Source organism: Actinosynnema sp. NPDC023794 (assembly GCF_040639675.1).
Classification (GTDB): Bacteria; Actinomycetota; Actinomycetes; order Mycobacteriales; family Pseudonocardiaceae; genus Actinosynnema; species Actinosynnema luteola.
The window spans coordinates 13,089-38,680 of record NZ_JBFAFR010000010.1 but is presented as its reverse complement, the minus strand read 5'-3'; the positions used below and the strand labels follow the sequence as shown (position 1 = coordinate 38,680).

The window sequence follows — 25,592 nt, the reverse complement described above, 5'->3', positions numbered from 1 at the left end:
ACTCGTCGACCGAAAGGGGAATCCGTCATGTCGCGCATCGCCAACACGCTCGCCGCGGTCCTGATCACCGTCGCGTCCATGGCGTTCGTCGCGCCCGGCGACGCCGCCGCTGACGGGCTCGACCTCACGTGCGCGCCACCCAGCAGCGCGGGCTTGCGGTTCGATCCGCCGGCGACCAACTACCCGCAGACCGAGACGCTCACGTCGACCAGGCGGTACGGTCCTTGCGTTTCCCCCACGCACCCGGACATCACCTCCGGCGTGTCCGACGCCTCAGGCACGTTCCCTGGCGCCACCTGCCTGAGCCTGTTCGGCGCGAATTCGATCACCATTCAGATCACCTGGAACACCGGGCAGACGTCGACCCTGTCCGGCAACAACGTCTCCAGCCTGGCCGGCGCCACGCTGACGGTCGTCACGACCGGCACGGTCACCGCGGGCGTGTTCGCCGGTGGGACGTTCGTCCACACCGTCGTCTACCCCAGCCCGGACATCCTCCTGTGCAACCTCGGCCTGGGAACGCTGTCCAGCCTGTACGGCCAGATCGTCCTGGAGGTCGTCACCCCGTGAGCGGGGTCCGCGACCCGGCGACCACCACCGGGAAGTCAGGGTTCGACGTGGCCCGCACGGCGCAGGAGCGGTACGCGAAGGAGAACCGGGCGTTGGTCGTCGCGACCAGCGCGCCGGCCACGATCATCTTGGTGCTCACCACGGTGCCCAGGCCGGTCGCCGTCGTGCCCCGGTGGTGGCGCCGCTCGCCGCCACGGCGCCGATCCCGGTGCCGACGGCCCGCGCCCCCGACCCCGATCGCGCCCGCCACCGCGGCCGAGTTGTGGTGCAGGTCCCGGCCGGCGATCAGGGTGTCCCGACCGCTCTGGATCACCGTCGAGGCGCTGTCGGCGATGGCGGTCTGGTCGACGTCGGGCTCGTCGTCTTCGTGCTCCACCGCCACAGGCCAGGTTCCCATCCCCGAACGGTGCCCGCACGAATGCGGCTCTGGTCGCCTTGCCGCCGCAGCTCGTCGAACTCCGGGGCGGGCGGAGGTGAAACACGCGGTGGCGGTTGTGACGATGAGCGGGCATGGCGGGTTTACCACGGTGGCCGATCCGATCGCTGGTGCTGACCGGCGCCGGCTTGGTGCTCATGGCGGGGGCGACGTGGTGGTTGCTGGCCAAGACCGGCGCCGACGACGGCGCGGGCCTGGCCAACGTCCTCGCGTTGCCCTTCGGCGTCATCGGTGCGGTGGCCGCCGTGATGGGCCTGCGTTCGGCCGGACCGGTGGAGGAAACCTCCGCCGTCGCGCGCCGCTTGCTCACCGCGGTGACCACGGCCGAGGCGACGACGTTGGCCCGTCTGCTGGGCGACACCGGCGCGCCACGTCCCGCCGACACCCCCTTCCAGCAGCCTCCGGCCGCCGCCGTGCACTGGCGCACGGATGGTGGTGCCACCGACGGCACCTTGAGCACGATCGCCGACTACTACCAGTCGTTGACCATGGGTCGACTGGTCGTGCTCGGCGAAGCCGGGGCCGGCAAGACCGTCCTCGTGCTCCAACTCCTGCTCGACCTGGCCGTACGCGCACAGGCCACGCTGGACGGTGCGGAGCACGCCCGGGTCAGGATCCCGGTGCGACTGAGCATGCCCACCTTCCCCGCTCCGGACGAGGACGCCGACCCGCAGACGGTCCGCCGGCAACTCGACGCCTGGGTCGCCGACCACCTGACCGCGGTGCGGGACATCCCCCGGCGGCAGGCCAAGGCACTGGTTTCCGGGGGACAGCTGCTGCTCATCCTGGACGGGCTCGACGAGATGGATCCCGACCAGGACATCTCCCGGCGAGCTCGCCAGGTCCTCGACGCGCTCAACCAACCTCAAGGCCCGGCCCCCGTACCGGTTGTCCTGACCTGCCGCACCACCTTCTACCGGCGTCTGACCGACCCGTCCCCCGTTCCGGGGGTGCCCCATCGCCCGCTGCAGGACGCGACCACGATCGTCATGCAGCCGCTCATGCCCGACCAAGTGATCACGTGGTTGGCCTACCGGTTCCCGGACTTCAGCCAACCGGACTCCATCCAGAAGCGCTGGCGGCCGGTCGTCGCCGTCCTGCGCAATCGCCCACGAGGCCGCCTGTCGCAGTGTCTGGCCTCCCCACTGCACCTCTACCTGGCGACCGCTGTCTACGCCCACCCCACCACGACACCGAAAGACCTGACCCACCTCGAACCCGGTGCGCTGAAAGCGCACCTCTTCGACCGCCTGGTCCCCGCCATCACGGCCAACCACCCGACGACGGGTAACGAACACCACGATCCGGCCGAGGTGACGACGTGGCTCCGGACACTTGCCCGTCACCTCGCGATGATGTCCACGCTGGGACGCTCCGGTACCGACTTCAACCTGGCCGACCTGTGGCAGACCATCGGAACCCCGCCGGGCGTTCGAATGCACAGGTGGGCCGTGCTGTCGGCCATGTCCCTGACTGCTGTGCCGCTCGTCCTGGCAGGAGCACTCGAGTTCGCACGTCGCGGTCTCGACCGCGAAAATCCGGCACAAGTTGTGCTGCTCGCTCTTGGCGCCCTGGTTCTCCTGGACCGTCTGAGGGATTTTCGCGGACCGACGGAGAACGTCTACAAGAACCTCGATGTGAAGTACATCCGGACTCGGGTGGCACGTCGGCGTATGCGCAGGAGCTTTCGCTCTGCGGCGGCAATCGGCGCCGTCGGGGCGCTCGTCTTGTGGTTCTTGCCGTCCAGGTACGACTCTTCGCCGATTCGACTGGCCGCTCTCCTTGCCGTGTTGATGTTGCTCTCGAGTCTGCTGTTCGGTGTTCTTGGTGTGCTCTTCGATTGGCTGCTCCTGGCTGAACTTCGTGCGCCTGCGCGGCCGAGTGATGTGCTGAGCAGGCATGTCGCCTGGACAATCGTCGTGGTTGTGTCGCTTGCCTGCCTGTTCAGCCTGCTGCTTGCCCTCGTGACAGATTGGCGGGTCGCGGTAGTGGCTGGTGTCGCGATGGGGCTCACCCGTGCTTTCCTGGGGGTACGTCCGCCTTCCGGGTGGTCTGACGCGCTCGACCGATTCAAGAAGAGGATCCGATGGCCGTCGGGGTCGGACTCCGGAGGCCGGATAATGTACGGGTCCGGGCTCCTCTTGCCGCGCTACGCCCTTGCGTACCTCGTGTTGAGGCGTCAGGGGCGGCTGCCGAGTCGTCCGGGGCGGTTCCTGGACTGGGCGTACGGGGCCGGGCTGGTGCGAATTTCCGGAACTGCCGTGCAATTCCGGCATCGTGATCTGCAGGCCTGGCTGATCGCTGCCGATCGAGCGTGACCCGGTGCTGCTGGTCAACCCCGACCTTGTTGTGCCGGTGGAGCCGCAGCGTCGTCACCACGCCCTCGCCCGGTCTCCTCCGAGAGCCACTCCCGGATCCCGTGCGTCAGCGCGTACTCGGTGGCGCTGGACACGGTGGTGCGGTTGACCACCGGCGGCAGGTCGTCGTCGAAGGCCTGGCCGAGGAACCAGGCGGTCGGGTGGGTCTCGCGCACGCGCGTGAGCACCCGGTGCCAGAAGCCCGCCGGGACCGACCACGCCGAGTCGAGGCGCCACCCGGCGATGCCGCGGTCCAGCCACGACGTCATGACGTCCGCGACGTAGGACCGGTAACCGGCGGAGTCGTAGTCGGGTGTGACGAGCGAGTCGACCCGCCACGGCGCCAGGCCGCCCTGGTGGTCCCGCGCGAACCGGTGATCGTCGAGTTCCGCGGGGTCGGCCAGTCTCCAGAACGCTCGGGAGGCGTGCGCGAAGACACCGTCGAGGACCACGCCGACGCCGTGCGAGCCCGCGGCGGCGACGACGGTGCCCGGACGGTCGTCGACCGCCCGGTGGGTCACGGTGTCGTGAGGAGGCTGAGCGGGAAGGCGTGCCGGAGCAGCGAGGGCGCTCCCGGCCTGTCACAGCTGGTCCCGGCCCACATCGCGCATGGTGCGAGCCTGGTGCCGCTCACGCCACGCCGTGCTACGCGGGCAAGTTCGGGCCGGGCGAACCGGGAGCGACCGAGTAAGGCGGACGGGCGCCGTTCACGTTGAACAGCAACGTGTATACCGACGTGGTGGCGGTGATGAACAGGCGGTTGCGCTTGGGGCCGCCGAAGCACACGTTCGACACGACCTCGGGCACGCCGATCCGGCCCAGCAGCGTGCCGTCGGGGTGGATGCAGTGGACGCCGTCCCCGGCGGCGGCCCAGATCCGGCCCTGCTCGTCCAGCCGGATGCCGTCGAACTGGCCGTTCGTGCAGCGGGCCACCTCGTCGCCGCCGTGCAGCCTCGCGCCGTCCACGTCGAAGCCCCGGACGTGGTTGCGGCGCGTGTCCACGACGTAGAGCCGCGCGCCGTCGGGGGAGAAGGCGAGGCCGTTGGGGCGCACGAAGTCGTCCGCGACGACCTCGACCGCGCCGGTCGTGGGGTCAGCCCGGTAGACGTGGCAGGCCCCGATCTCGGACTCCGCGCGCACGCCCTCGTAGTCGCTGAGGATGCCATAGGGCGGGTCGGTGAACCACACGCCGCCGTCGGGCCCGACCACGACGTCGTTGGGACTGTTGAACCGCTTGCCGTCGAAGCGGTCGGCGATGACCGTCGTCGAGCCGTCGTGCTCGGTGCGCACGACCCGGCGCTCGCCCTGCTCGCAGGTGACGACGCGGCCCTGCGCGTCGAGGGTGCGGCCGTTGGCGTAGCCGGCGGGTGAGCGGAACACCCCGACGTGGCCGGTGGTCTCGTCCCAGCGCAGGACGCGGTCGTTGGGGATGTCGCTGAACAGCAGGTACCGGCCGGCGGGGACGTAGGCAGGGCCCTCGGTCCACTTGCACCCGGTGGCCAGGCGCTCCAGCAGGTCGTCGCCGAACAGCAGCAGCCGGTCATCGAACGACTCCACCGTCGTCGGGATGACGTCCATCGTTTCCCCTTTGTCGCCGAACTACATCTGGTCGACAACCTATACTGCTTGATGACATCAGGTGAAGGTGGGGAGATGGACGATACAGATCGGGCCGTGCTGGCCGCGCTGCGGGAGGACGCGACGCAGTCGTACGCCGTGCTGGGCGCGCAAGTCGGGTTGTCCGCGGCGGCAGCGCACGAACGGGTGCGCAAGCTGCGCGAGCGAGGTGTGATCAGGCGGACGACGGTGGAGATCGACCCGAGCGCGCTCGGGTTGGACGTGCTGGCGTTCGTGCTGGTCGACTCGTCGGCGTGGGTCGGCTCGCCGGAGACGGCCGACGCGCTGCGCGCGCTGCCCGCGGTGGAGGAGGCGCACATCGTGGCCGGGACGGCGTCGCTGCTGCTCAAGGTGCGCACGGCGGGCACGCGCGCGTTGCAGGCGGTGCTGAAGGACGTGCACGACATCGCCGGCGTGTCCGGCACGAATGCGATCGTGGTGCTGGAGACCTGTTTCGAACGGACGCCCGACCCGCGCCCCGCCTGAGCGGACATCCGCCGGAACAGGGCCCGCTCAGGTCTCGCCAGGCTCGGTCGGTCGATCCGCCGGTGTGCCCGGACCTACAGGTAGCCGCCCTGCCGGCACGCGTCCAGCACACTTGTCGCCGCGTTCGCCGCTTCCTGCGTCGGGTAGGCCGGGTCGGTGCCGGCGTTGAGCGCGGACTCCAGCGCGGTGAGCCTCGCCGCCAGGAAGGCCAACGGCACGTCGAAGTCGGGATCCGTCGTTCTGGGCAGCTGGATCGAGAGCAGTTGTTGCGGATTCGTCAGGTCGGTGGACGCCAGGTGGACGCACAGCCGCTGTTCCCCGCCCTCGGACGGGGTGGTGGTGGTCGTCGTCGTTGTCGTGATGGTGGTCGTTCGCTCCGCGACGGACCCGCCACCACTGGGGGAACAACCGGAAACCGCCAACGCGGCCGTCCCCACGACCACCGCTCGTCGGATCATGCGTACACGGTAGCGATCGCGGCAAGAGACCGGTCCCGGCCGCGGCACGCAGCGGATCCGACGAGCTCGAGCGGTGGGGCCGTCGACGTGGACGAGGTCCCCAGGGTGGGGCCCGGCCGGATCTGCGCACCCGGCTGGGGCGTCGGGTTCGGGCGCGGGTCCACCACTGGTTGCCCCGGCCGTTGCAGGTCCAGGTGATCACGGGTGCCGTTGGTGGTGCCCTGGTTGTCGGCGTCGAGGCACTCGGCGGGCGCGGGCGGGACCGAGGACCAGCGCGTGCACGTCGCCGAGAGCGCGGGCACCGACCCCACGGGGCCCGTACACCTACAAGGGCCAGGTGTTCGGCTCGAACACCTGGTGGGGCATCGATGTCCAACCCGTGGACCGTCACCGGCCGCGCACCCGCATGTCGGGCAGGTGCTGCCCGACTCCCTGCTCGTGGTTGTGCTGGTCGTTAACGTTCTGCTCAGGTACTCGAACGTTACTGGAGCGCGTTGACCACCGTCACGTCACCTCGCGGGCCGGGTAGTGCTGGCGCGCGGGATGAGTTCGGTGGTGAGCATGAGGCGGTTCTGGGGGAGGGGGTCGCCCTGAGAGAGCGCGACGATCATGCCGGTGGCCGCGGCGGCCATGTCGCTGAGGGGTTGGCGGACCGTGGTGAGCGCGGGGATGGCCCACTGGGCGGACGGGAGGTCGTCGAAGCCGACGACGCTGAGGTCGTGGGGGATGCGCACGCCGGCCTCGTGGGCGGCCTGGTAGACGCCGAGGGCTTGGGCGTCGTTGAACGCGAAGATCGCGGTCGGGGGGTCGGCGAGCCGCAGCAGTTCGCGGGCGTGGGTGAGGCCGTCGACGACGTTGAAGTCGCCGACGCGGATGAGCGCGGGGTCGACGGGGACGCCGACCGCGTCGAGCGCGGCGCGGTAGCCGTCGAGGCGGGCGCGGCTGGACAGCACGTGGGAGGGGCCGGTGATGGCGGCGATGCGCCGGTGGCCGAGGTCGACCAGGTGGCGGGTCGCGGCCAGGCCGCCGTCCCAGTTGCTGGTCCCCACGGACGGGTACTCGTGAGTGGGGTCGCTGATGGGGTCGACCAGCACGAACGGGATGCCGCGGCTGGCCAGTTGCGCGCGCTGGGCGGAGTCGGGTGCGGAGAACACCGTGATGACGCCGGCGGGTTTGCGGGCCAGCACGCCGTCGATCCAGGTCCGGCCGGGGGTGTGGCGGCCGTGCAGCTCGGTGAGCACGACGGCGAGCTCGTGCTCGCCCGCCACGCGCTCGACGCCCTTGATGATCTCCATGGCGTAGGCGCCTTCGAGCTCGTGGAGCACCAGTTCGACCAGCGTCGCGCGGTTGGCCTTCTTCTGCCGGCGGTACCCGTGCTCCCGGATCACCGCCTCGACCAGGGCACGGGTCTCCGGTGCGACCTCCGCGCGCCCGTTGACGACTTTGGACACGGTGGCGGTCGACACGCCCGCCAACTCGGCGATGCGGGCGATGGTCGCACCACCGCGGTCGGCGGCGTCGGTCGACGGGTGGTCGGTGGAGGTCATGGCGGGAGTCTAGTACGGCATTTCGGCCGAACATTTCGGAAAGTTTCGCACTGACTCTTGACGGCCGACGTGCGGCGGCTTACTGTCTGCCGCGTTAACGATCGGAAATCTAGTCGAAACTTTCGAGCGGCCCGTGCACCGACCGCCCGCAACGCCACACCACCGCAGATCGCGGGGTCGCTCCCACCCGGGCACCTCCCGACCTCGCCCTCCCCGTCCACACTGGAGACACCCGCCGTGAACCTCCGCCGTACCACCTGGTCACCCGCCCTCGCGGAAGGCGTTCGTGGACAACGCGGCGACCAGCGTGTTCTCCCAGGCGGTCAACGAGGGCGCGCGGAAGTACCACGACGACCGCGGCGAGCTGACCCACGCGGGCATGGCGCAGGGCCGGTTCGCGACGCCGGCCGCGCCGTCGTGGATGCTCAACGCCATCCGCAGCGAAGCCCCGGACGGCAAGGGCAAGCGGGACATCGCCAAGTGCCCGGCGAGTGGGGCAACTGGGGCGGCGGCGATCCGGTCACGGCGTGGGACGACGCGGTGCGCAACACCGAGACCGCCATCGGCAAGTGACCGACGTGACCGGAACCCTCACCCCGACGCGCGTCGCCGCACCCGCGGTGAGGGCCCACCGGCACGACACCACCCTGGCCGACCCGTCGAGGACGGGTCGCGACAGACCTGATCGGCACCACGACGCCGATCACGGCCCCGGTCGGGAACATGCGCCCGACCGGGCCACGAGCGGGTGCGCGGCACCTCCCTCCCGCACCCGCTCGGCCGCACGGGCACGCCACCCGCCCTGGCACGCCCGTGCGGCCGGTCCCGACACCGATGTCAGGAGAATGAACATGTCAGCACCAGCAGGCCGCGCACGCCGCGTCCTCGCCGCCGCGACCGCCGCCGCGGTCACCGGCACGCTCGCCGTGGGAATGGCGGTCGCCGCGCCGTCCTCGGAGGCCGCCGCGCCGACCCTGGGACAGCTCGCCGCCGCCAAGGGCCGCTACTTCGGCTCCGCCACGGACAACCCGACGCTGAACAACTCGGCCTACACCGCCGTGCTGGGCAGCGAGTTCGACCAGATCACCGTCGGCAACACCCAGAAGTGGATGTACAGCGAGCCCAGCCGCGGGCGGTTCGACTTCACCCAGGCCGACCAGATCGTCGCCTTCGCCCAGGCGCACAACCAGATCGTGCGCGGCCACACCCTCGTCTGGCACAACCAGCTCCCCGACTGGGTCAACAGCGTGCCGGCCGGTGAGCTGCTCGGCGTGATGCGCAACCACATCGCCAACGTGGCCGGCCACTACAAGGGCAAGGTCGTGCACTGGGACGTCGTCAACGAGGCGTTCGAGGAGGACGGCACGCGCCGTCAGTCGGTGTTCCAGCAGAAGATCGGCGACAGCTACATCGCCGAGGCGTTCAAGGCCGCCCGCGCCGCCGACCCGAACGCCAAGCTCTACTACAACGACTACAACGTGGAGGGCATCAACGCCAAGAGCGACGCCATGTACAACATGGTCAAGTCGTTCAAGCAGCAGGGCATCCCGATCGACGGCGTCGGCCTGCAGGCCCACCTGATCCTCGGCCAGGTCCCCAGCACGCTGCAGCAGAACATCAAGCGCTTCGCCGACCTCGGCGTCGACGTCGCCATCACCGAGCTGGACATCCGGATGCGCACGCCCCGTGACGCGGCCAAGGACGCCCAGCAGGCCGCCGACTACCGCACCGTCACCAACGCCTGCCTCGCGGTGACCCGCTGCGTCGGCATCACGGTGTGGGACTTCTCCGACGGCTACTCCTGGATCCCCTCGGTGTTCCCCGGCGAGGGTGCCGCGCTGATCTACGACGAGAACTTCAACAAGAAGCCCTCTTACTGGGCCGTGTACGAAGCCCTCGGCGGCACGACGACGACCACCACCACCACGACCGGCAACAACGGCACCGGCTGCACCGCCACCTACCGCGTGGTCGGCCAGTGGAACGGCGGCTACCAGGGCGAAGTCACCGTCCGCAACACCGGCTCCGTCCGCATCACCGGCTGGACCGTCAAGTGGACCCTCGCCCAGGGCCAGACCGTGGGCAGCCTGTGGAACGGTGTGGCCGCCACCAGCGGCCAGGAAGTGACCGTGCGCAACGCCAACTACAACGGCACCATCGCGCCCAACGGCACCACCACCTTCGGCTTCACGGGCTCCTCCACCGGCGCCAACCCGGTCCCGACCGCCGTCTGCACGACGGCCTGACCACTCGATGACGGGTCTCGTGGAGCGGTCGCCACCTCTCCACGGGACCCGGTTCAGCGCCCGATGTCCTCGGACGGTGCGCCCTGGAGGTGGTGGTGACGCGCCGGATCGACGGTTTGGAGGCGGGCCGCCGTAGTTGGTTGCGGACGGGTTCACCCGTCGTCGTCGTGCGGCTCGAAGGCGTGGGGTGAGCGGATCTCCAACGGCAACGTCGCTGCGGGCGCCGACGTCCGCGCAGGGTGCAGTTCTGCGAACAGGTCCTCGATCGCCGATGTCCGCTGATGTTTGTCAATGTCGTAAAGCGTGCGGAATTGATCGAATTGAACCTTAGGGCTGTCCAAACGACTCCTTGACAAGCATAGCGACCGTGGTGAAAATCTATCGGGACGTCAAACGAACACCATCGAACACGATCGCACAAATGCGTCTCGGCGTCCTGGATCAGGATTCGAGGCATCCGCCGTGCGGTCGGACCTCTTCACCTCGCCAAGGAGTCGCCGCGTTCGGCTCGTCCTCCCGCCTGCGTGCGCAGGACCGGTGGGGCCGCCCGACGCGCGGTGACCCGCGAGCTGTGCAGCGTTGCCGTGTCAGGTCCCGATTGGAGAAGTCATGGTCCCTGGTCGTTCATCTCGACCGAAGTCGCGGTGGCGTTCGGTGAAGCCACTCGTCGCGGTGTTGACGGCAGTCGGGCTCCACGTGTCCGCGTTGCCGCCCACCGCCGCCGCCCAGGACGCGGCGGTCACCTACGTGACGATCGTCAATCGGGCCACCGGGATGTCGGTGGACGGCATGGGCCGCACCGCCGACGGCGCCGCCGCGGCGCAGTACCCGCCTTCGGGGTCGGCCAACCAGCAGTGGCTGATCGAGGAGTCCGGCTCCCACGTCCGGATCAGGAACCGGGCGACCGGGCTCTACCTCGACAGCGCCGGGCGTGCGGCGAACGGGGCGGTGTGCGCCCAGTGGCAGGCCACGTCGTCGCAGGGCCAGCAGTGGACGCGCGAGAGCGTCGACGGGCACGTCAAGTTCCGGAACGCGGCCACCGGGTTGTACCTCGACAGCGCCGGACGGACCGATTCCGGCGCCGACCTCAAGATGTACGCGAGCAGCGGTAGCGCCAATCAGCAGTGGTCCGTGGTGGGGCCGCCCGACCTCTCCCCTCGCGCCGTCGTGGTGGACGGCGACGACGTCCGCGCGGACAACGTCAACGGCCTGACCTTCAAGGGTTTCGGCCTGCTGAGCGGCAACAGCTCGAGCGAGCTGCTGATGGACTACAAGTCCGAGCAGCCCGCCAAGTACCTCGAACTGCTCCAAGTGCTGTTCGGCGGGAAGAACCCCGTGCTCACCAACGTCAAGGTCGAGATGGGCAACGACCGGAACAACTCCACCGGCCCGGACCCCTCGACGATGCGCTGGGAGACCGAGGACGTCAACGTCACGCGGCACCAGGGCTTCCAGCTCGCGGCGGACGCGAAGAAGATCAACCCCTCGCTGAAGGTGTCGATCCTGCGGTGGAACGCGCCCGCGTGGGCGAACACCAACGACAAGATCTACACCTGGTACAAGAAGTCGATCCTCGCCGCCTACCGGGCCTACGGCTACATGGTCGACTACGTCAACCCGGGCGTGAACGAGCACACCGCGGACCTGAACTGGTCCAAGCGGTACGCCGAGCTGGTGCGCACCGACAGCACGGGTTTCGCCGACACCACCGAGCGCGACCTGTACCGCCGGATCGGCGTGACCATCTCCGACGAGGCCGGCCTCGGCACCTTCGGCGACGAGATGGTGGCGGACGCCTCGCTGCGTGACGCCGTCGCGGTGGCGGCCTACCACTACAACACCGACGACACCGCTGCGGGCGACTTCAAGCGCCTGGCCGAGTCCTTCGACGAGGAGGTCTGGAACAGCGAGGCGCAGGCGACGTTCGGCAACTCCTCGTTCCGGCCGAACAACAACATGGCGGACCCGACCGTGGCGGGCACCGGGGTGGGCGGCAAGAACAGCGCCCTGGAGATGGGCAACACCGTCATCAAGGGCTTCGCCAACTCCCGGCGCACGAACTTCATCTACCAGCCCGCCGTCGGCTCGTTCTACGAAGGCGGCCAGTACGGCTACAAGGAGCTGGTCAGCGCCCGCGACCCGTGGTCGGGATGGCTGCACTACGACCTGGCGATCGACGTCCTGCGCCACTTCAGCTGGTTCGCCAAGACCGGGTGGGAGAACCCGGACAACACCGCCGGCATCTGGCGGGCCGTCCCGCAGGCCAGCCACACCGGAGCCACCGGCACCAACCCCGTCAACGGGCGCAACGGCACCCCCAGCTACCTGACCCTCGCCGCACCCGACAAGAAGAACTTCTCCACGGTCTTCGTCAACGACAGCGAATGGCCTCGGGTCTACCACCTCAGGGCGGTCGACATGGCCTACACGGGCCGCCAGGTCCTGAAGTTGTGGGAGACCCGCGCGGCCGATGCCGGCCAGCGCTTCAACGCCAACCACCTGCGGCACGTGGGCAACGTCAACAGCGGCCCGGACGGCACGTACACGATCACCGTGAAGCCGTACTCCGCGTTGACCGCGACCACGCTGCCCAACATCCCCAGGCCCGCGTTCGGCACCCCGCTCCCCGTCGAGGGCGAGCGGACCGTCCTCGACACCGACCGCACCGGTTCGGGCCACGACACGGGGGACGACGTCCTGTACGCGGACGACTTCGACTACCGCGACAAGACCGTGCCGGTGGTCGGCTCGGGCGGCGAGGTCGTCGGCAGCCAGGGGTTCGTCGAATCGCGCGGTGGTTCGAAGAGCGCGATCCCGCTCTACACCAGTGATCGGAACGGCGCGTTCGAGGCGCACCTGCCCGACGGGTCGGGCAACTACGTCCTGCGGCAGCAGGTCGACGAGGTCGCACAGGGTCTGGGAGGCGCCTGGAACCCCGGTGACCCGGTCACCCGGATCGGCGACAACCGGTGGCTCGACTACGAGGCCGGTGTCGACGTCTCCTTCGAGAACAACAGCACGCAGTCGGGCAAGAACTACGCCGCCATCGGCGTCCGTCAGCAGCACGGGGACAAGGCGGCGCCGTACAAGCTGAAGTTCTGGTTCGACGGCGGCTGGAGCGTCCTGGTCGAGGACCGCGTCGTGGCCGGCGGCAACGTCGCCACCGGCGCGGGCGGGGTCACCATCCCGGGTTTCGACACCGCGCACACCGCGTGGCACAACATCGCCCTGCGGGCGGTGGGGGACAAGGTCACCGCCTACCTCGACGGCGCCGCCCTGCACACCCTCGCCGACGCGACCCCGAAGCTGTCCGGACGGGTGGAACTGGGCAGCGGCTACTACTACACCCGGTTCGACAACCTCCGCGTCCAGACGGTCGGGACCAACCCGTCCAACTACGCCGAACTGCTGGACAACCTGGAGATGCACGACCTCGGCCAGACGCCCGCGGTCAAGCTGCGCTACGGCGGGTCGTGGTCGCACGTCAACGGCACCAACATGTACGACATCCAGCGCACCCTCTCGACCAGCCGGGGCGCCGGTTCCACCCTGACCTACACGTTCACCGGAACCGGACTCGACATCGTGGGGCAGAACAACGGGTCGGCGGTCCTGGAGGTGACGGTCGACGGGACCGTCGTCCACGCCTCCGCGGCCACCGTCGCGTCACCCCAGTTCCACCAGACGTACGCCTTGCGGGGTCTGGCGAACCAGGAGCACACCGTGCAGGTCAAGGTGCTGAGCGGCACCCTCGTCGTCGACGCCGTCGGCGTGGTCGCCGGACGGGCCGGCTGAGCACTGCCCGGTCTCGCCCGCCTCGACCGGCGGGCGAGACCGGGCAGGACTCGTTCCAGACACACCTGTAGCCGGACCCCGAGCACCCGGGAGCGGTCGCGCGAGGCGATGGTCGGGGTACTCGGGGTCCACACCCGCGTCTTGGCGGTCAGGGTCGCGCGGCGGCCTGACGGGTGATCGGCCGGATCAGGCTCGGGTCCAGCGCTGGTTGGTGCCGTCGTGGCAGGTCCACACGATCACCGGCGTGTTGTTCGCGGTGCCGTTGTTGTTCACGTCGAGGCACAGCCCGTTGCGCGTGTTGCTGATCGTGCCGCTGCTGTTCAGGGTCCACTGCTGGTTCGTGCCGCCGTTGCAGTCCCACAACTGGACCGGCGTGCCGGCCGTGGCGTTGGTCGGCGTTTCCAGGCACTTGCCGAGCAACTGCAAGGTGTTGCCGCTGTGCGTGAACTGCTGGTTGGCCGCGCCGTGGCAGTCCCAGATCACCGGTCGGGTGCCGTTGGTGGTGGAGCTCTCGGGCGCGTCCACGCATCGGCCGGCCGATGCGCTGCGCAGTGCGAAGGTCGTGGGTGGCGTGGTGGTGCCGCCGCCGCTCACCCGGAACACGGCCGTGCCGTGAGCGGGGACGCTCGCCGAGACGGGTCCCGTGGTCGTGGAGGTCGCCCCCGTCCAGAGGTCGCGCAGGGTGAAGGAGCTCCCGGTCTTGCCGATGGTGCTCGCGGTCGTCGAGATGGTCGTGGTGGTGTTGCCCTGGTTCAGCATGGCCACCGCCACGTCCCCGTTGGCCAACCGCTTGGCGAGCACGCGCCGGGTGCCGTCGAAGGACACCTGGACGCCCTGCAGGCCGAGCGGGTCCTGGTTGACCGCGATCAAGTCGCTGTTGTTGAGGATGCTCAAGGTGGCCGAGGACGCGTTGCGCACGTCGTTGCCGGCGATCAGGGGCGCGGCCATGATCGCCCACATCGCGAAGTGGCTGCGCTGCTCGGTGTCGGTCATGCCGCCGTTGCCGACCTCCATCATGTCGGGGTCGTTGAAGCCTCCGGGCCGGGCGTACGAGGCCAGCGGGACGGTCCAGTCGATGATGTTCTTGACGCCCATGAACGAGTTGCCGTCGCTGCCGGTGTCCCACCGGTTGGTGATGTCCTCGGTGGTGCGCCACATGTTCGCGACGTCGCCCCAGTTGCGCAGCGGGCCGGTCTTGGCGTGGATGCTGTTGGGGTTGATGCTGTAGACGATCGGCCTGCCGGTGGCCGCCAGGGCGTCCCGCATCTTCGCGAAGTCCCGCACCTGGTCGTCGATCGTGCCCTGCGGCGAGCACCAGTCGTACTTGAGGAAGTCCACGCCCCAGGCCGCGAACTGGCGTGCGTCCTGCGCTTCGTGGCCCTTGCTGCCGGTGGCGCCGGGGAAGGCGTTGAAGTACTGCGCGCACGTCTCGGCCGCCGGCACCTGGTAGAGGCCGAACTTCAACCCCTTGCCGTGCAGGTAGTCCCCGAGTGCCTTCATCCCGCTGGGGAAGCGGGTGGGGTGCGCGCGGAGGTTGCCCTGGGCATCGCGGTTGGGGTCGAACCAGCAGTCGTCCACCACGACGTACTGGTAGCCCCGTGAGGCCATCCCGTTGGCGACCAAGGCGTCGGCGGTCTGCCGGATGAGCTGTTCGTTGATGTCGCAGCCGAACGTGTTCCAGGTGTTCCAACCCATCGGTGGCGTGCGGGCCACGCCGTTCTCCAGGGCCTCGGCCGGAGCGGCCGTGGTGGTCGCGGCGACCGTGCCGGCGAGTACCAGGGCGGCGGCTGCCAACAGGGTGGCGAACCGCCCGCGGCGTGCGGATGTGAGCGATCGGGTCATGGTGTTCCTTTGTTGATGGATCGTTCCATGGACTGGTGATGGGTTGCCGGGGGGACGTGGAGGGTCAGAACGGTGCGGCGGCTGTCTGGACCGGATCGTCAGGACTGGCGCGCGAACAGGTCACCGGTCATCGGCGGGGGATTCCCGACGCGCGGTGGGCGGCGTCGACGTGGCCCGACCAGTGCTCGCAGCTGCGACGAAGCTGTGGACATCTCGGCCTCTCCGCTGTGACAGGCGCAAGTTCGACACTTCGAGGTGCGACCGGACCGGCGGTGTCGGCGTCGAATCCGGGGTGGTGGTTCGGTGATGTTAGCGTTAACAATTCGGGCTGTGTGACGGCACGTCGGCATTCGAAGGTGGTGACCCGCCGGCGTCTTCCTGCGGTTCGCGCGGCCGAGGTCGTCGTCCAGCACGCGCCTCGACGTACGACAGGAGTTTCCCGATCGGCCGACTGTCTGTCAACGACCGAACTGGATCGCTGCCCCCGCCAGGGAGCCGCCGCGGACGTCACGGAGCGTCGGCTTCTCGGCCGGCAGAGTCGCCGCACGCCCGGTGCGCGTCGCCGAGCCCCGCGTGCGGTCGCGCACTCGCCCGCGCCGTTGAGCGCGGGCACCACGGCCGCGCGGTCGCCGGTCTCCCGGAGGACCGCGAGGCTTTTCCCGGTACCCGGCGGCGAAGTCGCCCTGCCAGTGGTGGACACCGCACGCCGACTCGCCCCGGCCGGGTCAGCCCACTTGGAGCAGCGTCACGGAGTGAGGCGGAAAGGTGTGCGTGAGACCGCCGCCGGTCACCGGCAGCGTCGCGGTCCGCATCGTCACGCCGGTCACCGCCTCGTCGTTGTAGCTGGTGAACGCGGCGCTGTCGGTCGCGCGCAGGTGGGCGGCTCCCCCGGTGGACCCGCCGGTGAAGGTCAGGCGCGCGGTCACCGCGTCGGACTCGCCGGGCAGGCGGTTCACCACCATGACGTAGGTCCGGCCGTCCGCGCCGCGCGTCGCCGCGACGACCAGTGCCCCGTAGCAGCCGTCGTTGCCGTTGCCGCAGTTGGCGGGGTCGACCACGCGGATCGGGTTGCCGGTCACGGTGCGGGTCAGCCGCCGCCCGCCCGCCTCGAAGAGCGGCTTGACGACCTCACGGGTGACCGCTTCCGACGTGAACACCGGCTCGGCGCCGAAGAACAGGCCGTACCGGGCGGGCGTGGTGAACAGGTCGTTGCCCTCCGCGAACCGGATGTCGTGGTAGAGCCACCGCACCCACTGCGAGGCCATGTAGAGCGCATGGGTCATCGAGGTGTTCCACCGGTAGTACGGCGCGGGCAGGCCCGGATCGGGTCCCCACAGCGCGCCGAACTCGGACAACCCCAGGTAGGCCTTGCTGCCGTTGGCCGTGATCGCGGCCTTGAGCGCCTGGATCCCCTCGACCTCGGACCACGAGCCCATCATGTGCTGGTCGTGCCCGTCGAGCGGGTTGGACCAGGCGTCCCTGGGCTTGCCGGCGGCATCCTTGTCAGCGGCGAAGTTCGTGTACGGGTGTGCCGTGAGGCAGTCGTACTCGCCGGCGTGGCCCAGCGCCCTCATCCTCTTCGGGAACGCGACCGTGCCCCAGCTCGAACACACCTGGATCGTCGGGTCGACCTGCTTCATCGCCCGGTAGAACGCGGGAAACCCGCGGTGCGTCGACTGGTAGGACGCGGACACGCGCCCACCGGGCGGCAGGCGGCGGCCGTGGACGCCGTCGCCGAACCTGACGTGCCCGTCGACGGGGCGGTCGACCGCGAAGACGGGGTCGTCGGGTCCGGCGGACGCCAGGTCGGCCACCCGTCGCCACGCCACCCCGTCGACGGTCACCCGCACGCTCTCGGTGACCACCGGCGCGTGCTTCACCTCGAACACCTCGCCCGCCACCCCGCTCGCCGCGACTCCGCCGACCGGGTGGGCGCAGTCCTTGCCCAGCGGCTCCGCGGTGAGCTGGACCGTGCCACCGGTGATGTACTGCTCGACCGCCACCGCCGGGTCCTGGTCCATCCAGTAGCGCTGGTCCCGCAGGTAGTGCTCGTTGCCCAACTCCCAGTACCGCACCCCGTACGGCTCCGCGTGCCCGTGGTCCGCGCGGACCTGCGCCCACGCGGTCCCGCCGTTCGGGTTCGTCCCCACCTCCGCGTTCATGAACTCGACCCAGTCGGCGGCGTTCTCCGGGGTGATGACCGCGAACGGCACCATGATCTGCGCCTGCGCGCCGACCTGGGACACGAACCGCATGTGCTCCATCGGCCCGTACGTGCTGTCCGCACGGGTCCAGTCCCGGCCGTCGATCTGGCACCCGCGTTGCGCCGCCGGTCCGATGGCCCTCTTCCAGCGGAAGGTGTTGGCCACCGTGCCGCCGGGGTAGCGGATCACCTTGAGGCCCGCTCGTCGGACCGCTTGCACCGCCTCCGGTCTCGGCGCGTCCGCCGCCGGGTCCCACATCCCGTAGCCCAGGCCGGTGTGGCGGTGGTTGGCGCCGAGCAGCTCGGCCCGGACGGGCCCTTCGTCCCGGTCGACCGCGACGGTGATCAGGACCGGTTCGGCGGCCGACCGGGACGCCGCGGCGGCTGGGAACCCGGCGAGGGCGGTGGCGGCGACGACGGCCGCGGCAAGGCATCTGCGTGGTACCACGGGCCGGACGCTAGGGATGCCGGAGCACGCCCGACAAGCGTTTCGGCCTGCGTGGAAAGGTTCGGGAGGCGGCGTTCGCACGAACGGCTTCGCGCGCGAGCACGAGTCGGGGATGAGCCGTTCGTCGTCAATCGTTGGCGGTATAAACCTAAACTTTGGCGGTATTTTTCCGTCCACCGATGCCGTCGAAGTCCCGCCGTGCCCTAGCGTCGGACGCCGGGTGGGGGATCACCCGACGCAACGTTCGACGGAGCGCTCCGGGGGGAGCAGTGCTGCGCATCTACTTCACGCCTGAAGACCTTGCCAGAACCAGGATCAGCGCCGCACCCCATCCGATGTGGGAGACGCTGCTCAGCCTGTACCGGCTGCGGACGCGGACGGGTGAGGTGATCTTCGAGGAGTGGCGGAGATCCGTGGGACCCAAGGCGCCCGCGGACACCCGGCTGCTGACCGACCTCGTGCCGAGGTCCGGGTACGCGGCGGACTTCCTCACGCCGGTCACCGACGACCTCACCCTGGCCCACGGGCTGGAGGCCCTGCGCCTCACGCCGAGACGAAGACTCCGCGAGGACCTGTCCATCCTGGCGGGTGCGCGACGCCCGCCGTCGTGGACGACCGCGCTCGCCGAGGGGCGTGCGGACACCGTCGTGCGCCTCGCCGACGCGGTCGAGCGGTACTTCGAAGCCTGCCTCGCGCCGTACTGGACGCACGTGGCCGGCCGCATCGGTCAGGAACGCGCCAGGCAGACGGCGCTGATGGCGGACGGCGGCTGGGAACGCGTGCTCGAGGACCTGCACCCGACGGCGCGGTGGCGCTACCCGGTGCTGGAACTGGGCTACCCGGCCGATCGGGAGCTGCTCCTGGACGGCAGGGGCCTGCAACTGGCGCCGTCCTTCTTCTGCCAGGGCCTGCCGATCACGTTCCTCGACGGTGACTACGAACCGATCCTGGTGTACCCGGTCGAGCACGAACTCGGCTGGTCCGCGCTCGGTGGCACGCGTGCCTCGCTGGCCTCCCTGCTCGGCCGGACGCGTGCCAAGGTGCTGGCGGCCATCGGCGAAAGCCCTTGCACGACCAGCGAAGTGGCCCGCCGCACGGCGACGACCCTGCCGACCGCGAGCCAGCAGGCCTCGGCCCTGCGCGGCGCCGGCCTGGTCACCAGCCGTCAGAACGGGCAGTCGGTGCTGCACTCGATCACCTCGCTCGGCCTCGCCCTGCTGGCCGGCGGCTCCGCGTAGTCGGATCGGGGTGGCCCTGGGCACCTCGGCGCCCAGGGCCACAGCCGTTCAGACCTTCTGCGACCAGTGGTTGTCGTCGTAGGACCAGCTCGCCGGGTAGACCACGGCATCCTTGGCCAACAGGCTGCCGTCGATCAACTTGTTCCGGAAATCCATCTTCTCCAGTCCTTGCACCTTCGACATGGCCTGCGTGTGCAGCCGCGCGGTTCCCGTGAGGGCGCTGCCCTGGACCCTGACCGCGACCTTGGCCGTGTCCAGGCCACGGTCGATCTTGGTCCCGATGCCGAAGGTGACGATGCCGGCGACCTCCAGCCCGGCCTTCCCCCTGTCACCCGCTCGCCACGCCACCACCGCGTCGACCGCGCTCATCACGGCGACAACAGCGCCGCAGACCGTGCAGCCGAAGAACATCGCCGCCACGCCGAGGCCCAGCTTGACCGCGCCCCAGGTCTTCCCACCGGGTTTGAACTCCGACAGCACCTTGCCGGCGCCTTCCAACACATTCCCGATGTCGCGCCCAATGCGCTTCTTGGCGTTCTTGAGCGTGTTCGAAGCAGCCTTCTTGGCGCGGTTGAAGTGTTTCTTGGCCTTGTCGACCTTTGGTTGGACGTGTTTCTTGTAGAACTTCTTGACCAAGCCCTTCGGGTCCTTGACCACCTTCCGGATCGTCTGCGTCACCTTCTGGACGCTGGGGATCTTCTTGATCACGTTCTTGACGACCGGGACGGTGACGGCCTTCAGCGTCTCGACGGCGTTGTGGATCATCGGGGTGTACTTGGTGACCCACGACGTCACCGGCTGGACGACCGTCTTCACGATCGGCTTGAAGACGGTCTTGGTGATCGTCTTGATGCTGAAGCCCCAGCGACCGTCCGGGTCGGTGTAGGTCACCGGGCTGTTGTTCGCGTAGGCGTAACCGTTCAACTGCTGCGGGTCCTCGTGGTCGATCACCGGGTCCACGGAGATGAACCGGCCGGTCGACTGGTCGTACTCGCGCGCGCCGAGGTGGACCAGGCCGGTGGTGGGATCGTTCGTCCCGCCGACGAACCCGCGTTCACCCGGCCATGCCGACGGCGACGCACCGCGCACCTCGCCGTACGGGGTGGTCCGCCGTCGTTGCACGGCTTGGGTTTCCGAGTCGATCGACAGCTGCGCGGTGTTGTGGTGGTCGGTGGTCTGCCACGTCAGCTTGCCGTCCGGGGTGCGGACGGCGACCACGTGCCCCGAGTGGCTGTAGTAACGGGTGGCGGACAGGGCGGCGTTGGCGTCCAGGCGCACCTCGGTCGGACCGAGGTACAACGTGGTCCCGTTGGCGTCACGCCGGATCAGCCGTTCGCCGGAAGCGTCGTAGAGGAACGACGTGGTCTTGCCGCCCTCGGTCACCTTCGACACGCGGCCTTCGGCGTCCCAGTCGAGCGCCTGGCCCTTGCGGGCGGTGGTGTTGCCGACCGCGTCGTAGGCGTGCTCGTCCACCTTGTCGCCCGTGGTGACCTTGCGCAGCGTGTGCGGCTGCGGTTGGCCCGGAGCGGGATAGGAGTAGTCCGACGTGGTGGACTTGCCGTCCGCGCCGGTCCTGGTCTCGCTCAACCGGTTGCCCACCTTGTCGAACGCCCACGACGTGCCGTACGGGGCCGGACCGCCCAGCTCACCCGAACCGCACTCGCCGGACTTCGGCGTGTGCGCGTTCGTGAGCCGGCGCAGGTAGTCGTAGGCGAAGCACTGGGTGTCCGCATCGGCGGCGTCGGAGATCCGCCTGATGTTCCCGGCCGCGTCGTACCGGTAGGACACGTCGGACAGGTAGCTCGCGCTCGAATCGCTCTGCACCACCGCGCGGGACAACCGGCGGGTGCCGTCCTCGTACTCGAACGACTGCTGCACCGCCTTGCCGCCGGTGGACAGCGTCGCGTTCTCGATCTCCCCGTACGGGGTGTACTTGGTCCCCGTGACGTAGGAGGTCTTGCCGCTCAACGTCGTCGGCAACCCGTAGTTGTCGTACCCGTAGGTCAAGGTCTCCTCGGCGAAACCCGCCACCGCGGGCAGTTTCTGGGTCGCGATCCCGCCGTCGACGGTGTACGTGTTGGAGAACTCGTACGTGCCGGCGAGCTTGCCCTCGTTCGCCGGGATCGTGAGCTTCGACCCGGTGGGCTTGCCCGCCGGGTCGTAGCCGGTCACCGCGAAGGTGTACGCGGCGTCGTCCACCCACCGGGTCGAGGTGGCCGGCATGCCGGGAGCCACCGTGTCGAAGGTCCACTCCGCGCGCTTCTTGCCCGACGTCGACCCCTCGTACAACCCGGTCTGACGACCGAGGTCGTCAAAGGTGGAGACGAGGGTGACGCCGCGGGCGTCCTTGACGCTCGTCATCTGGCCGACCTCGTCGTAGCCGTACTCGGTGAGGCCGCGATCCGGGTCCAGGCTGCTGGTCTTGCGGCCGCGCACGTCGTAGGTGTAGCGCCACGCGTTCCCGGCCGGATCCGTGACCGACAGCAGGTTCCCCTCGGCGTCGTAGCCGTAGGTGGTCCGGTCGTAGTCGCCGGTCGGCGTCTCGCCCTTGTACTGGCGCAGCTCCACCACGTTCCCGTCGACGTCCAGGATCCTGGTCTCCGGCGTCTCACCGGTCGGCGGGTCGACGTCCTGCCGGTCGGGCTTGTTCGAGTAGGTCGTGCGCCACTTCTCGACGCCCCTGACCTTGAAGATCGACGCCGTCGGCCGGTCGCCGCCGTCGTACTCGGTGATGGTCTGCGAGGTCAGCAGGTCGTCATCGGGGATGAGGATGTCGTAGCCGGGTGGCGCGTCGTTGAGGTACGGCCCGTTCTGCTTCACCTCCAGGCCGCGCGAGTCGTAGACGTGGTCGATGACCGTGCGGCCACCGCCCGGCGCCGGGGCCTGGGTCTGCCGCAGGCGCATGTCGCCGTCGTACAGCTCGTAGTCGGTGTCGTAGGAGCCGTCCGGCTGGAGGTCCTTGGTGGTCACCACGCTCGGACCGTCGTTGCGGAACAGGTAGGCGTGCTCCCGGTCGGCCGGACGGGTGTCCGGGTTCGCCCCGGGCAGCCACTCCTTGAGCACGCGGCCCAGCGCGTCGTAGGTCGTGCGGGAACGCCGGTCGCCGGGCAGGACGACCGAGGTCTCCTCGCCCCACGCGGGGTCCACTTCGGTGACGGTCCGGTGGCCCAACGCGTTGGTGACCGCGATGCTCGTCGGCGCGCCGGTCGCCGGGGTGTAGGTGGTCGTGCCCTTCCGGTTCTTGGCGTCGAGGACCTCGATCGGCCGCCCGTAGCCGTCGTGCTTTGCGCGGGTCGTCGTGACGTGGACCGGGGTTCCGTCGGCCCAGCCGGAGAGTTCCTCGATGCGGGTGACGTCGCCGACGGTCGGCGCCGCGCCCAGGGTTTCGCTGCCGTCGTAGTAGAACCGGTCGTCGTCGGTGACGTTCGCCGGTGTGACCGGCACGTCGCAGCCGTCGGACACGGTCTGCTTGCGGTACGGCAACTCCACCAGCGATCCCTGCGTCGCGTAGCTGTAGCGGGTGCAGGTGTCGTCGTCCGGTGTGCCGGTGTCGTTCAGGTCGAACGTCTGCTGGAGCACGCCGCGCGGGTCGTAGGTGTTGTCGCTGCCGGTCTCCCGCCAGGTGCCGTCGGAGAGCAGGTTGCTCTGCCGGGACTTCTTCTCGCCGGTCTGGAACGACTCGGTCGTGCCCCAGGCCGCCTTGCGGGTCGCCGTCGGGCCCTGCACCCAGTGGTCGGTGATCGACCGGGAGCGCACCGCCCCGCCGGCCTTCGCGTAGGTGATCTCCTCCAGCTCGTAGCCCGACAGCGGATCGCTGTCGCGCCAGTGACCGCTCTTGGAGTCGACGACCTCGACCGACTTCCGGCCACCCGCCGCGGTCTTGTCGCCGTCCATGCCGCGGTAGTACCGGGTCTCGGTCAGCGACTGCTCGCCGCCCGCGTCACCCTTCTTGACCAGCACCTTCTCGTACCCGCGCCACTGCGACCACGTCTTGCGCTCGACCGGGACGAGGCCGTCCTCGTCGTCGTGCCGCCACGCGGGCGTGCCGGCGTACTCGACGGTCGTCTCCTCGGCGACCACGCCCGTGGTGAGGTCCTTCTCGGTCACGCCGCCGACCACGTACTTGTGGAACCAGTCGGTGCGCTCCTTGGCCACGCCGTCCGGGGTGTCCGGTGACCACTTCAGCGGGTGGCACCGCAGAGCGTTGGCGTCGGGCGCGGGCCGCGTCCCGGTCGGGGCGCAGTTCGGCGGCTCGTAGGTGACGACCACCTGGCCGCCGGACTCGGTGTTGATCTTCTTCATCCGCCACCAGTTCATCGGCGGCACCATGTCGTTGGTGGCGTCCACCCGGTTGTTCAGCTGGATGCCGTCGAACGTGGTCGGCGGCAGCTCGACCGGCGTGCCGGCCTGGCCGGTCTGCCTGATCGACGACAGCCACAGGCCGGCCCTGGTGCCGTCACCCGGGGCCTGGAAGTTGTGGGTGAGCTTCCAGGTGTTGACGTCGCGGAACGCCGAGCCGGTCCACACCTTGGTGGTCACGCTCTCCAGCCGCTTCTGCGTCCAGAACGTCTGCGAGTACTTGTCCTTGCAGCTCGTCGTGCCGGCACACGACTGGTCCCACGGCGTGTCCGGCCAGTTCGCGGGCTTGGACGCGACGCAGTCGGCGGCGGGGATGCCGGGGATGCACCGGTCCGCGGCCTTGAGCACGACCTGGCCGACCGGCTTGCTGGTGTAGATCTTGTCCTTGGGCTGGCCGTAGTCGATCCGGGCCAGGCGCCCGGCGCGGACGTAGGACGAGACCTTGGTGGCGGTCAGCTCACGCCCGTAGTTGTTGGTCTCGGTGTCGTAGAAGTAGCTGATCGTGTTGCCGTGCCGGTCGACCACGTAGTCGAGGTTCCACCGCCAGGCCTGCACGCAGGACGAGTCGGCGAACGCGGTTCTGTGGCACGGCTCGTTCGCGTGGTTGCCGTACACCCGGTTGGTCCACACCGACTCGGTGATCTCCTTGCCGGTGCTCCAGCCGGGCAGCTGGTTCAGGCCGAAGTAGAACTCCGTGCCGTCCCGGGTGGTGATCTTCCAGTGCTCGCCGTTGTCGTCGGGGTTCTTCCCGCCGGTCAAGCGCTCCACCACGGTGCCGTCGTCCTTGCGCGGTCGCCACTTCTTGGTGGCGTCGTCCAGCACCAGCTCGCCGCCCTTGCCGTTGAGCGTGAACGTGGCGTTGTCGGTGCGCCAGCACGTGTCGCCGGTCTTCTTGGTGTTGTTCGCGTTGGTGTTGTTCACCGGTTTCATGTCCGTCGAGCAGGCGACGTACCGGCGTTCGACGTACCCGCCCGGCTCGAAGGAGAAGCCCTCGCCCGCCCAGGACGGCTGGTTGTTGGCCGCCGACGTGCGGCCGTCCATCGAGCCGGACGAGTAGGACAGGTTGAGCTGGGGCGCCGCGGCGTTCACGTTCGGCGGCACGGCCATCGGGTAGTTCCAGCTGAAGTCGCCGGAGGAGCCGCCGGCCACCCAGGTCGAGGACGGCGACAGCGACGTCTCCTTGTAGTCCCCGGCGCCCGAGGACTCGCCCGCCATCACCCCGTACAGCCCGGACTTCGCCTCCGGAGTCGCGGTGGCCCGCGCGGTCAGCCGCCCGGAGCCGTTGTTCCGGGTGGCCAACGGGGTGGCGCGGCACTCGCCCCGCTCCGGTGTGGTCAGGGCGCACTCCGGCAGCGCCACCAGCCGCAGTCGGACCGACCAGTCGCCGCCGTACGCCTGCGCGAAGCCGGAGTAGTCCACCTCGACGTCGACGGGCCCGGCCTGCCGCACGCCGTCGGCGCGGTTGATCCGCAGCACCGGGCCTTGCAACCGCTGGTCGAGCACCTCGACGCGGACCTTGCCGGGTAGGGCGGCAGCCGTCGACACGTCGCCGTGCACCCGCCCGACGGAGACCGGTAGATCGCCCGCGCGGGCGGTGTCGCCGGCCGTTCGCAGCCCGTCCAGCGCCACTTCCGCGACGCCCGCCTTGGGCCAGGTCACCTCCGGTGTCCTCGTCACCGCCGCCGCGTCGGCGACGTTCGGTTCGGGTGGCACGGCACGGGCGTCGTGCCCCGGAACGGACGGCTCGCGGTGCGGCTGGAACACGGCGGCGCCCGGCTGGGCCAGGGCCGGTGCGGACACCACCGCGGTCGTCGCCACCGCCAAAGTCACCACGCCGGCTATCAACCGGCGCACAGGTCTTCTCATCAGTCGCCTCCTCGGCATCGAACGCAGAACCGAAACCACAGCGACAGCCGAGCGTAGGAACGGGCGATTTCACCGCGACAGCGTTTCAACGCTGCTGGAAACGCTTTCCGCCGCACGACGCGCC

At 69.6% G+C, this 25,592-nt stretch carries 16 protein-coding genes; 6 read left to right on the top strand and 10 right to left on the bottom strand.

Going from position 1 to position 25,592, the window contains the following annotated elements:
* Positions 1 to 27 precede the first annotated feature (27 nt).
* The gene (locus AB0H12_RS21680; RefSeq protein WP_499624673.1) at positions 28 to 570 is read left to right on the top strand and encodes a hypothetical protein; all 543 of its coding nucleotides are present in this window, start codon (positions 28 to 30) and stop codon (positions 568 to 570) included.
* On the opposite strand, the gene AB0H12_RS21675 is transcribed toward AB0H12_RS21680, so the two are convergent.
* On the bottom strand, positions 560 to 967 hold the full coding sequence (locus tag AB0H12_RS21675) for a hypothetical protein (protein WP_499624672.1): 408 nt from the start codon (positions 965 to 967) through the stop codon (positions 560 to 562). The genes AB0H12_RS21680 and AB0H12_RS21675 overlap by 11 nt on opposite strands.
* 113 nt (positions 968 to 1,080) lie before the next feature.
* Here AB0H12_RS21675 and AB0H12_RS21670 point away from each other — a divergent pair, with 113 nt between their 5' ends.
* Positions 1,081 to 3,324 (top strand): NACHT domain-containing protein, encoded by a 2,244-nt coding sequence (locus AB0H12_RS21670; RefSeq protein ID WP_499624671.1) that lies wholly within the window; start codon positions 1,081 to 1,083, stop codon positions 3,322 to 3,324.
* Positions 3,325 to 3,338: 14 nt separating this feature from the next.
* Here AB0H12_RS21670 and AB0H12_RS21665 read toward each other — a convergent pair whose 3' ends face one another.
* Together AB0H12_RS21665 and AB0H12_RS21660 are read right to left on the bottom strand one after the other, a co-directional pair.
* Positions 3,339 to 3,884: an alpha-amylase family protein gene (locus tag AB0H12_RS21665; RefSeq protein WP_499624670.1), complete on the bottom strand. Its 546-nt coding sequence runs from the start codon at positions 3,882 to 3,884 to the stop codon at positions 3,339 to 3,341.
* A gap of 124 nt (positions 3,885 to 4,008) precedes the next feature.
* Positions 4,009 to 4,941: an SMP-30/gluconolactonase/LRE family protein gene (locus tag AB0H12_RS21660; RefSeq protein ID WP_499624669.1), complete on the bottom strand. Its 933-nt coding sequence runs from the start codon at positions 4,939 to 4,941 to the stop codon at positions 4,009 to 4,011.
* A gap of 75 nt (positions 4,942 to 5,016) precedes the next feature.
* On the opposite strand from AB0H12_RS21660, the gene AB0H12_RS21655 reads away from it, so the two are divergent.
* Positions 5,017 to 5,466 carry an Lrp/AsnC family transcriptional regulator gene (locus AB0H12_RS21655; protein WP_499624668.1) on the top strand — a complete coding sequence of 150 codons (450 nt, stop codon included), beginning with the start codon at positions 5,017 to 5,019 and terminating at the stop codon, positions 5,464 to 5,466.
* Positions 5,467 to 5,540: 74 nt separating this feature from the next.
* On the opposite strand, the gene AB0H12_RS21650 is transcribed toward AB0H12_RS21655, so the two are convergent.
* The 3 genes from AB0H12_RS21650 to AB0H12_RS21640 all read right to left on the bottom strand — a co-directional run bounded on the left by AB0H12_RS21650 (position 5,541) and on the right by AB0H12_RS21640 (position 7,945).
* Positions 5,541 to 5,924: a hypothetical protein gene (locus AB0H12_RS21650; protein ID WP_499624667.1), complete on the bottom strand. Its 384-nt coding sequence runs from the start codon at positions 5,922 to 5,924 to the stop codon at positions 5,541 to 5,543.
* A 509-nt stretch (positions 5,925 to 6,433) separates the two neighbouring features.
* The gene (locus AB0H12_RS21645; protein ID WP_499624666.1) at positions 6,434 to 7,471 is read right to left on the bottom strand and encodes a LacI family DNA-binding transcriptional regulator; all 1,038 of its coding nucleotides are present in this window, start codon (positions 7,469 to 7,471) and stop codon (positions 6,434 to 6,436) included.
* A 261-nt stretch (positions 7,472 to 7,732) separates the two neighbouring features.
* The gene (locus tag AB0H12_RS21640) at positions 7,733 to 7,945 is read right to left on the bottom strand and encodes a hypothetical protein (RefSeq protein ID WP_499624665.1); all 213 of its coding nucleotides are present in this window, start codon (positions 7,943 to 7,945) and stop codon (positions 7,733 to 7,735) included.
* Positions 7,946 to 8,322: 377 nt separating this feature from the next.
* Here AB0H12_RS21640 and AB0H12_RS21635 point away from each other — a divergent pair, with 377 nt between their 5' ends.
* Positions 8,323 to 9,717: a glycoside hydrolase family 10 protein gene (locus tag AB0H12_RS21635; RefSeq protein ID WP_499624664.1), complete on the top strand. Its 1,395-nt coding sequence runs from the start codon at positions 8,323 to 8,325 to the stop codon at positions 9,715 to 9,717.
* A gap of 152 nt (positions 9,718 to 9,869) precedes the next feature.
* Here the strand turns inward: AB0H12_RS21635 and AB0H12_RS21630 are convergent, their stop codons facing one another.
* Positions 9,870 to 10,058: a hypothetical protein gene (locus AB0H12_RS21630; protein WP_499624663.1), complete on the bottom strand. Its 189-nt coding sequence runs from the start codon at positions 10,056 to 10,058 to the stop codon at positions 9,870 to 9,872.
* A gap of 313 nt (positions 10,059 to 10,371) precedes the next feature.
* On the opposite strand from AB0H12_RS21630, the gene AB0H12_RS21625 reads away from it, so the two are divergent.
* Positions 10,372 to 13,512 carry an RICIN domain-containing protein gene (locus AB0H12_RS21625; RefSeq protein ID WP_499624662.1) on the top strand — a complete coding sequence of 1,047 codons (3,141 nt, stop codon included), beginning with the start codon at positions 10,372 to 10,374 and terminating at the stop codon, positions 13,510 to 13,512.
* 186 nt (positions 13,513 to 13,698) lie between these two features.
* Here the strand turns inward: AB0H12_RS21625 and AB0H12_RS21620 are convergent, their stop codons facing one another.
* Positions 13,699 to 15,354, bottom strand: coding sequence for a glycoside hydrolase family 27 protein (locus AB0H12_RS21620; protein ID WP_499624661.1), 1,656 nt, complete (start codon positions 15,352 to 15,354; stop codon positions 13,699 to 13,701).
* Positions 15,355 to 16,079: 725 nt separating this feature from the next.
* Positions 16,080 to 18,005: an alpha-L-arabinofuranosidase family protein gene (locus AB0H12_RS21615; protein WP_499624660.1), complete on the bottom strand. Its 1,926-nt coding sequence runs from the start codon at positions 18,003 to 18,005 to the stop codon at positions 16,080 to 16,082.
* 269 nt (positions 18,006 to 18,274) lie between these two features.
* Here AB0H12_RS21615 and AB0H12_RS21610 point away from each other — a divergent pair, with 269 nt between their 5' ends.
* A complete protein-coding gene (locus AB0H12_RS21610; RefSeq protein WP_499624659.1) occupies positions 18,275 to 19,243 on the top strand; it encodes an ArsR/SmtB family transcription factor in 969 nt (322 codons plus the stop codon).
* Positions 19,244 to 19,291: 48 nt separating this feature from the next.
* Here the strand turns inward: AB0H12_RS21610 and AB0H12_RS21605 are convergent, their stop codons facing one another.
* Complete coding sequence (locus AB0H12_RS21605; protein ID WP_499624658.1) at positions 19,292 to 25,468, bottom strand: RHS repeat domain-containing protein; 6,177 nt, start codon at positions 25,466 to 25,468, stop codon at positions 19,292 to 19,294.
* Positions 25,469 to 25,592 lie beyond the last annotated feature (124 nt).